An 8,790-nucleotide genomic window follows, 5' to 3' on the forward strand; every position below is an offset into this window, starting at 1 on the left:
GGGTTTTGTGTAAGAGCCTCATCAGAACAATGCATTACTGCTGCCAATCACGATAAGCGTCGCGTGTTTCGTGCAAAAGATCGAACATCGTTTTTAACTCGTCTGACTCTTCAGCTAACTCACCTGCTTTGGCTTTTTTATCTATCGACATCGCCAATTGACAAAGACGGTCTGCTCCAAAGCTCGCTGCACTGCTTTTTAACGCGTGACTGATTTCTTTTAGGTAACGCAATCGCTCTGTCCCTTGAAACTGAGATAAATTCTCGATGTAGGTATCCATCTCCCCTAAGAAAATATCGAGTAAAACAGGAACATTATCACTGCCAATCTCCATCGACAGTTCATCAATTTTTTGCTGATTTAATACATTCACACTCATACTTTTTGCCGCTCTTCCTTGCCATTCCAAGCCTGTAACTTGCGGTAAATCGTCGACGGACTGACATCAAGGTATCCCGCCGCTCGGGGGATATTGCCATCACACGCTTCAATCGCTTGCTCTATCGCCATTTTTTCTGTCATCCACAACGGCATAATCTCAGACGCAGTCATCACTTTCGGCTCAATGAATTTCGCCACAGAAGACGGACGGTCAAGCGGTTGATTCAGCGGTGGCGGTAACATATCCAACGTGATTTCTTTACCGTTGTTTAGAACAACGATATTGCGCAGCACGTTTTGTAACTGACGAACGTTGCCTGGCCACTCATAGCTATTAAATCGGTCGATTACATCAGGCGCAAAACGCACGAAGTTTTTTCCTTCCTCGTGCGACATATAGCCTAACAGTGAGTATGCAATTTCAATGACATCTTCACCTCGTTCACGTAAAGGCGGCAAATGCAAAGGAATGACATACAAACGATAGTACAAATCTTCACGGAATCGACCTTCTTGTACCTCTTTCCATGGGTCACGGTTAGTTGCACAAACAAAGCGAACATCCACGCTCTTCATTTTTGATGAGCCCACTTTTTGGAACGTGCCGGTTTGAATAAATCGTAGCAATTTGGTTTGCAAATCTAAATCCATCTCACACAATTCATCAAGGAAAAGTGTGCCACCATCCGCTAATTCCGCTGCACCCTGACGATCATTTGCTGCACCGGTAAAAGCACCTTTCACGTGACCAAACAGTTCACTCTCAATCAAATCTTTTGGAATTGCAGCACAGTTAATCGCAATAAAAGGCTTGTCACCACGCTTGCTTGCCGCATGGATTGCCTCGGCACATACCTCTTTACCCGTACCACTTTCACCAGTGATGAAGATACTCGCTTTACTGCTCGCTGCTGAATCAATCGTGCGGTAAACCTGTTGCATTGTTTGACTACTGCCAATAAAGCCTTGATAACTTTGATTTCCCGGGTTATCAGCCTCGTTTTTTAGCTTAGTCGCTTTACGAATCGCATTGTTAACCGTGACACGTAAGCGGTCAGCTTCACACGGTTTGATCAAAAAGTCTTGAGAACCATGACGCATTGCTTCTACCGCGGTATCGATAGAACCGTGAGCAGTCATAAAAATAATAGGTACGTCTGGATGACTCTTTTTTACAGAGTGTAAAACGTCCATCCCCGTCATATCTGGCAAACGAAGATCGAGCAGAATAAGATCTGGAATTCTATGGTTGAGACTTTCAATGGCATCCCTACCTGTACCGACAATATTGATATCTATACCAAGCGGTGTCAGGTATGAGCGGTACAGTGCCGCAACAGATGCGGTATCCTCAACCATTAAAAGGTAACGAGATTTAGGACCTTCAGATTTTTGTTGCATAACCTAGCTAATATTTTGTTGTGTTTTAAACAATAATCGCATTACGCTTTGCATTTTGCAAATAACATTAGCTAAATTATGGGTAAGAGAAAGGATTCAAAAATAATATCAATTATTTAAAAAATGGCATAAACCATGCTGATAGTTTAGTGACCCCTCGGGTCACCTAGCCAACTGACGTTGTTAGTGAACGAGATGTTCACAAAACAAGCCAATAGACCCGACTGCCTATTGGCTTCTTTTTTTTCTGCAAGCAATCTAAAACACTTGGCTAAGCTAGATCATTAAGCTTATTTTTAACTATTTGCGATGAACTGCGCTCTTAGTTTTTCAATCTCGTCACGCTTTTGCGCCGCCAATTCAAACTCTAAATCTTGCGCGTGCTGATACATTGCCGCCTCAAGTCGACTGATTTCTTTTTCCAACTGCTGAGGAGACATGACCTCGTATGTTTGCGAAGGCTCCGCCACTTTCGACAACGGTACCTGTTTAGTATTACGCTGACGTTTAGACTTGGTAATATCGCCCAATTCCATAATATCTTTGATATTTCGTTTGAGCGCTTGCGGCGAAATGCCCATTTCTTCGTTGTACGCTTTCTGCTTCTCGCGGCGGCGGTTGGTTTCATCCATCGCCTTTTTCATGGAGTTGGTGATTCGGTCAGCATACAAGATCGCCTTACCTTCAAGATTTCGCGCAGCACGACCAATGGTCTGAATCAGTGAACGCTCGGAGCGCAAGAAGCCCTCTTTATCTGCATCCAATATTGCAACCAGCGAAACTTCAGGCATGTCCAAGCCTTCTCGTAGCAAGTTAATTCCCACCAGCACGTCAAACTCGCCAAGACGAAGATCACGGATGATCTCCACACGTTCTACGGTATCAATATCTGAGTGTAAGTAACGTACCCTAACATCATGTTCGTGCAAGTACTCGGTGAGATCTTCGGCCATTCGTTTGGTCAATGTTGTCACTAGAACTCGCTCATCTTTAGCAGAACGGAGGCGAATTTCAGACAACAAGTCGTCTACTTGGGTCGCTACTGGGCGAACTTCCAATTCTGGGTCAAGCAAGCCTGTTGGACGAACAACTTGATCCGCTACATCGCCTGAAGATTTTTCTAGTTCATAACTTCCTGGCGTCGCAGAGACAAAAATCGTCTGCGGTGCTAACGCTTCAAACTCTTCAAACTTGAGGGGACGATTATCTAACGCAGAAGGTAAGCGAAAACCAAACTCTACCAGCGTTTCTTTACGAGAGCGGTCACCTTTATACATGGCACCAATCTGCGGCACCGTCACGTGGGATTCATCGATGATCAACAAACCGTCATGAGGCAAATAATCAAACAATGTCGGTGGCGGCTCGCCTTCCGATCGTCCGCTGAGATAGCGAGAATAGTTTTCGATACCTGAGCAAAAACCTAACTCATTCATCATCTCGATATCGAATTGAGTCCGCTGGCTAATACGCTGTTCTTCCAGTAGCTTGTTGTTGTCTAGAAGCTGTTTTTTGCGTACTTCTAATTCAACCTTAATATTTTCAATCGCTTCAAGAATACGATCTCTTGGTGTCACGTAGTGCGTCTTAGGATAAATGGTGTAGCGTGGTAAATCTCGCTGTTTCACCACACCAGTCAATGGATCAAAAACACTGATGCAGTCAATTTCATCATCAAACATTTCGACACGAACTGCGTCTTGGTCAGATTCCGCTGGAAAGATATCAATCACTTCGCCACGAACCCGGAACTGTCCTCGCTCAAATGCCACGTCATTTCTTGAATATTGTAGCTCTGCCAAACGTCGTAGCATGTTCCGTTGATCAATCACGTCACCACGACGTAAATGCAACATCATTTGCAAGTAAGATTCTGGGTCTCCCAAACCATAGATAGCAGAAACAGACGCAACGATAATCGCGTCTTTACGTTCCAATAGTGCTTTCGTTGCGGAAAGGCGCATTTGCTCTATGTGAGCGTTAACCGATGCGTCTTTTTCAATGAAAGTATCCGTCGTCGGGACATAAGCTTCAGGCTGGTAGTAATCGTAGTAGGAAACAAAGTACTCCACCGCATTATTAGGAAAGAATGATTTCATCTCGCCATATAATTGCGCTGCGAGAGTTTTGTTTGGAGCAAGTAATATTGCAGGTCGCTGGGCTTGAGCGATAACATTCGCTAGTGTGAACGTTTTACCCGATCCCGTTACCCCCAATAGTGTTTGATGTGCCAGTCCAGCATCGAGCCCCTCAAGCAGCTGCTTGATCGCTCCCGGCTGGTCACCCGATGGCTGATAATCGGAGACCAATTCATAGACTTTACTCATACCCTTCCTCAAATTTACTGCGCTTTGGCTGTATATATATACACCTTAGCCAATGAAATCTACGTCTATTGAAAATTTACCCACCATTGTTAATAAATTTTCTTGTTTGTCTAGAATGCTATAGCCATACAAAACCTACTCTGATATAGTACTTCGCCCTAGCTGAAGAGCCACACCCATTCTTCACATTGCAGTTTCCACAACTTTTCCCCAAAAATTAGCCTAAACACTCTTTATCCCCAAAAGCTAGATTTTTATCCACCTTGAATACATTTTGCTTAACATCAATAAATCTATGTTTTAATTGCATATTCTCTGTATAGCTCTGATTAAAAATTCACTAAATAAAAACCAGGTTGCATATAAAAGATCTTTACTCAGATCTCATCAACATAGTTATCCACAAAATTAGTGGATAACTAACCTCACCCCTTTACTGACAAGCAGTACAGAAAAGTAAAGCCCTTCCCCCAATATTTTTTGCTAAAAATGTATTTTTTTACTGTTGACAGTAGTTTGGCTGCTCGGTAAGATTCGTTCCGCTTTCAAGCAAAGCAATTCCTCCTTAGCTCAGTTGGTAGAGCGACGGACTGTTAATCCGCAGGTCGCTGGTTCGAGCCCAGCAGGAGGAGCCAAATTCCAGAAAAGTCGTGTCGCAAGACACGGCTTTTTTCGTTTTGAAATCAAAAACTTCTTTCACCATCAATATCTCAAGTGACGACTTAAAATTACTCGCTAAGTGTAATTCCCACCTTCTGAGCAAAAGATTCTTTGAGGAAAGACAGCACCAGCGTCTTTGTAAAATCCATTCAGCAAGCTGTTCAATTTCTTATTGATTCATCAAAATACCTCACATAGACGACTATTTTTCCATCGTGTATGTAAAACCACATCGTTCACTGGTTGTTATTGGTGTCACAAAACACGATAATATCAAGATCGGATTTTAAGAACGTAATAACTATGACCGAATATGTTTTGTTGTTGGTCGGCACTGTGCTGGTGAACAACTTTGTACTGGTGAAGTTTTTGGGCCTATGTCCTTTCATGGGTGTGTCCAAAAAACTGGAAACAGCAATAGGTATGGGCTTAGCGACAACTTTTGTGCTAACGCTCGCGTCAGTGTGTGCGTATTTAGTGGAAAGCTACATTCTTCGTCCACTGGGTATTGAGTACCTTCGAACCATGAGTTTTATTTTGGTGATAGCCGTTGTGGTGCAGTTCACCGAAATGGTTGTGCACAAAACAAGTCCAACACTTTATCGCTTGCTTGGTATTTTCTTACCGCTGATCACTACAAACTGCGCGGTATTAGGCGTCGCGCTTCTTAATATTAATGAGAACCATAACTTTATCGAATCGATTATCTACGGCTTCGGCGCCGCTGTTGGTTTCTCATTGGTGTTGATACTTTTTGCATCCATGCGTGAGCGCATAGCTGCCGCCGACGTACCAGTGCCTTTTAAAGGTGCATCGATTGCAATGATTACAGCGGGTTTAATGTCACTAGCCTTTATGGGCTTTACAGGTTTGGTGAAGTAAACAATGAGTACGATTTTAATTGCGATCATCGCGTTAGCGGTTCTTGCTGCGATTTTCGGCGCGATACTTGGTTTTGCTTCTATTCGCTTCAAAGTCGAGGCAGACCCAATTGTGGATCAAATCGACGCAATCTTACCTCAAACTCAATGCGGTCAATGTGGCTATCCTGGTTGCCGCCCTTATGCTGAAGCGATTGCAAATGGCGACCACATCAACAAATGTCCACCTGGCGGTCAGGCAACAATCGAAAAGCTCGCCGACTTAATGGGTGTTGAGCCAGAAGAATCTGCGCACGATCTCGACAGCAAAATTCCAACCGTTGCGTTTATCCATGAAGATATGTGCATTGGCTGTACTAAGTGTATTCAAGCGTGTCCAGTGGATGCAATTGTAGGCGGTACAAAAGCGGTCCATACCGTAATTAAAGACGAATGTACGGGGTGTGACTTATGTGTTGCACCATGTCCAACTGATTGTATTGAAATGATTCCTGTGGCAACCACCACGGAAAGCTGGAAGTGGCAACTTAACTCCATTCCAGTACTCAACATTACGGATGCTGCCGACGATGCAGCGAACGTGAAAGATTCAATTAAGTAAGGTTTCGCATGTTGTCTTTGATTGAACAAATTCGTACAGGCTCGCTTTGGGATTTCCCTGGTGGTGTGCATCCGGCAGAAAACAAAAAGCAGTCCAACAAAACTGAGCTCGTTCACGCGGCTATCCCATCAGAAATTGTATTACCGCTAAAACAACACATTGGTAAGGCTGGTAACTTATTGGTTGCCGAAGGTGACCACGTATTAAAAGGTCAGCCATTAACGCAATCCGAAACTGGTTTTACCGTTCCAGTGCATGCTCCTACATCGGGTACGATCACCGCAATTGAGCCTAGAACCGTTGCTCACCCTTCAGGTCTGAGTGAACTCTGTGCGGTCATTACACCTGATGGTAACGATACATGGTGTGACAGAAAACCCGTCGCGGATTACAAACAAGAAACACCTGACGCACTGATCGATATTATTCGTCTCGCAGGCATTTCAGGTATGGGTGGCGCAGGTTTCCCTACCGCAAAAAAAATCCAATCAGGTTTTGCTCGCACAGAGATTCTTATCGTCAACGCAGCTGAGTGTGAGCCATACATCACATCAGATGACAAGCTCATGCAAGAGCATGCCGAAGAGCTCATCCAAGGTATCGAGATTGTCGAACATATCCTGACACCAAAGCTCACGATTATTGGTATTGAAGATAACAAACCAGAGGCAATTAAAGCGTTAGAAGCTGCGGCTCTAAACAAAGATATCGTCATTCGCGTTATCCCGACTAAATACCCTTCTGGTGGTGAAAAACAGCTGATCAAAATTTTGACCAATAAAGAAGTACCAAGCGGCGCAATTCCAGCCGATATTGGTATTTTGGTTCAAAATGTCGGTTCTCTTTACTCAATCAAACGCGCAATCATCGATGGTGAACCGATGATAAAACGCGTGGTGACTCTCACCGGTAAAACATTCAAACAACCACGCAATGTTTGGGCATTATTAGGTACACCAGTACAGGCGTTATTGGATGAGTTTGGCTATAAAGCCGATAAGAAGTTACAACGTTTAATCATGGGTGGACCAATGATGGGCTTCACCCTTCCCCACTCTCAAGTGCCGATTACCAAGACAGCAAACTGTATCCTTGCCCCGACTCGTCGTGAGATCTCTCCACACCAACATGAGATGGAATGTATTCGCTGTAGCCAATGTGCTGAAGCTTGCCCTGCTTCACTGCTACCTCAGCAACTGCAATGGCATGCAAAAGCTGAAGAGTATGACAAACTCGAAGAACTAAACTTAAAGGATTGTATCGAGTGCGGTGCTTGTGCGTTTGTGTGTCCAAGTGAAATTCCTCTCGTACAGTACTACCGCCAAGCAAAAGCGGAAATTCGCACCAGAACACAAGAAGCGGAAGCTGCTGAGCGAGCGAAGCTGCGTTTTGAAGAGAAGAAAGCGCGCATGGAGCGCGAAAAAGCAGAACGTGAAAGTCGCTTTAAGAAAGCAGCCGATCAGCGCCGTAAAGACATGAAATCTTCTGGTGGTGATGATGCGATTGCAGCAGCGATCGCACGAGTGAAAGCTCAGAAGACAGAAACAACAGAAAAAGCAGAGCCAGCCGTGAAACCTGCCGTCGCAGCAGCCATTGCCAAAGCGAAGGCAAAACAGGCCGCAGCCGCTAAAGCAGGCTCTAGTGAACCTGATAACTCAGAAATGGCAAAACTGCGCGAAGAACGCAAACGTCTAGCCCGCGAACGTAAAGCACAAAAAGAGCAAGGCGAAACACCAGACAACAACGCTGATGATAAGAAATCGGCAGTTGCAGCAGCCATCGCCCGAGCTAAAGCGAAAAAAGCTCAACAAGAAGAACCAACCGAAACGTTAGAAGCTCAAGCACCTGCTGAGCAAACCGACGATCCGAAGAAAGCCGCGGTTGCTGCTGCCATTGCACGTGCCAAAGCACGTAAAGCGAAACAAGCAGACTCAACTGAAACTGAAGAAGCTGAAACGCCTACTGAGAAAACCGAAGATCCGAAGAAAGCCGCGGTTGCTGCTGCTATTGCTCGCGCTAAGGCTCGTAAAGCGAAACAAGCAGACTCAGCTGAAACGGTAGAAGCAGAAGCGCCTACTGAGCCAACCGACGATCCGAAAAAAGCCGCGGTTGCTGCTGCCATTGCGCGTGCCAAAGCGCGTAAAGCGAAACAAGCAGACTCAACTGAAACGGAAGAAACTGAAGCGCCTGCTGAGAAAGCTGAGGATCCGAAGAAAGCCGCGGTTGCTGCTGCCATTGCACGCGCCAAAGCGCGTAAAGCTAGGCAAGAAGAACCAGCCAAAACGGTAGAAGCTGAAACGCCTGCTGAACAAGCTGAAGATCCGAAAAAAGCGGCTGTCGCTGCGGCTATTGCGCGTGCCAAAGCGCGTAAAGCTAAGCAAGAAGAACCAGCCGAAACGGTAGAAGCTGAAACGCCTGCTGAACAAACTGAAGATCCGAAAAAAGCGGCTGTCGCTGCGGCCATTGCGCGTGCCAAAGCGCGTAAAGCTAAGCAAGAAGAACCAGCCGAAACGGTAGAAGCTGAAACGCCTGCTGAACA

6 protein-coding genes and 1 tRNA gene are annotated in these 8,790 nt (G+C 45.2%); 4 read left to right on the forward strand and 3 right to left on the reverse strand.

Features of this window, described 5'->3' with window-relative positions; translation table 11 throughout:
* Positions 1-34: 34 nt before the first annotated feature.
* The 3 genes from luxU to uvrB all read right to left on the reverse strand — a co-directional run bounded on the left by luxU (position 35) and on the right by uvrB (position 4,109).
* Positions 35-379 (reverse strand): quorum-sensing phosphorelay protein LuxU, encoded by a 345-nt coding sequence (luxU, locus tag ACWPOD_RS15450; RefSeq protein WP_012841577.1) that lies wholly within the window; start codon positions 377-379, stop codon positions 35-37.
* Entirely contained in the window at positions 376-1,782 is a 1,407-nt protein-coding gene (luxO, locus tag ACWPOD_RS15455) for a quorum-sensing sigma-54 dependent transcriptional regulator LuxO (RefSeq protein WP_456232035.1), read from the reverse strand. The genes luxU and luxO overlap by 4 nt, the downstream gene beginning before the upstream one ends.
* 296 nt (positions 1,783-2,078) lie before the next feature.
* Positions 2,079-4,109 (reverse strand): excinuclease ABC subunit UvrB, encoded by a 2,031-nt coding sequence (gene uvrB, locus ACWPOD_RS15460; protein WP_167426367.1) that lies wholly within the window; start codon positions 4,107-4,109, stop codon positions 2,079-2,081.
* A gap of 559 nt (positions 4,110-4,668) precedes the next feature.
* Between uvrB and ACWPOD_RS15465 the strand changes: the two genes are divergently transcribed.
* The 4 genes from ACWPOD_RS15465 to rsxC form a co-directional block, all read left to right on the forward strand.
* Positions 4,669-4,744: transfer RNA gene (locus ACWPOD_RS15465), tRNA-Asn, on the forward strand.
* 328 nt (positions 4,745-5,072) lie between these two features.
* Entirely contained in the window at positions 5,073-5,651 is a 579-nt protein-coding gene (gene rsxA / locus ACWPOD_RS15470; RefSeq protein WP_005380762.1) for an electron transport complex subunit RsxA, read from the forward strand.
* A 3-nt stretch (positions 5,652-5,654) separates the two neighbouring features.
* Positions 5,655-6,251 (forward strand): electron transport complex subunit RsxB, encoded by a 597-nt coding sequence (gene rsxB, locus ACWPOD_RS15475; RefSeq protein WP_005396655.1) that lies wholly within the window; start codon positions 5,655-5,657, stop codon positions 6,249-6,251.
* An 8-nt stretch (positions 6,252-6,259) separates the two neighbouring features.
* The coding region (gene rsxC, locus ACWPOD_RS15480) for an electron transport complex subunit RsxC (protein WP_456232036.1) at positions 6,260-8,790 on the forward strand (2,531 nt) is incomplete at its 3' end.

It is taken from the genome of Vibrio sp. JZG120, assembly GCF_053890955.1.

What these genes read in the sequence shown, in the direction of transcription:
- luxU (WP_012841577.1), bottom strand. Translation starts at nt 379, where the DNA reads ATGAGTGTGAATGTATTAAATCAGCAAAAAATTGATGAACTGTCGATG.
- uvrB (WP_167426367.1), bottom strand. Translation starts at nt 4,109, where the DNA reads ATGAGTAAAGTCTATGAATTGGTCTCCGATTATCAGCCATCGGGTGAC.
- luxO (WP_456232035.1), bottom strand. Translation starts at nt 1,782, where the DNA reads ATGCAACAAAAATCTGAAGGTCCTAAATCTCGTTACCTTTTAATGGTT.
- rsxB (WP_005396655.1), top strand. Translation starts at nt 5,655, where the DNA reads ATGAGTACGATTTTAATTGCGATCATCGCGTTAGCGGTTCTTGCTGCG.
- rsxA (WP_005380762.1), top strand. Translation starts at nt 5,073, where the DNA reads ATGACCGAATATGTTTTGTTGTTGGTCGGCACTGTGCTGGTGAACAAC.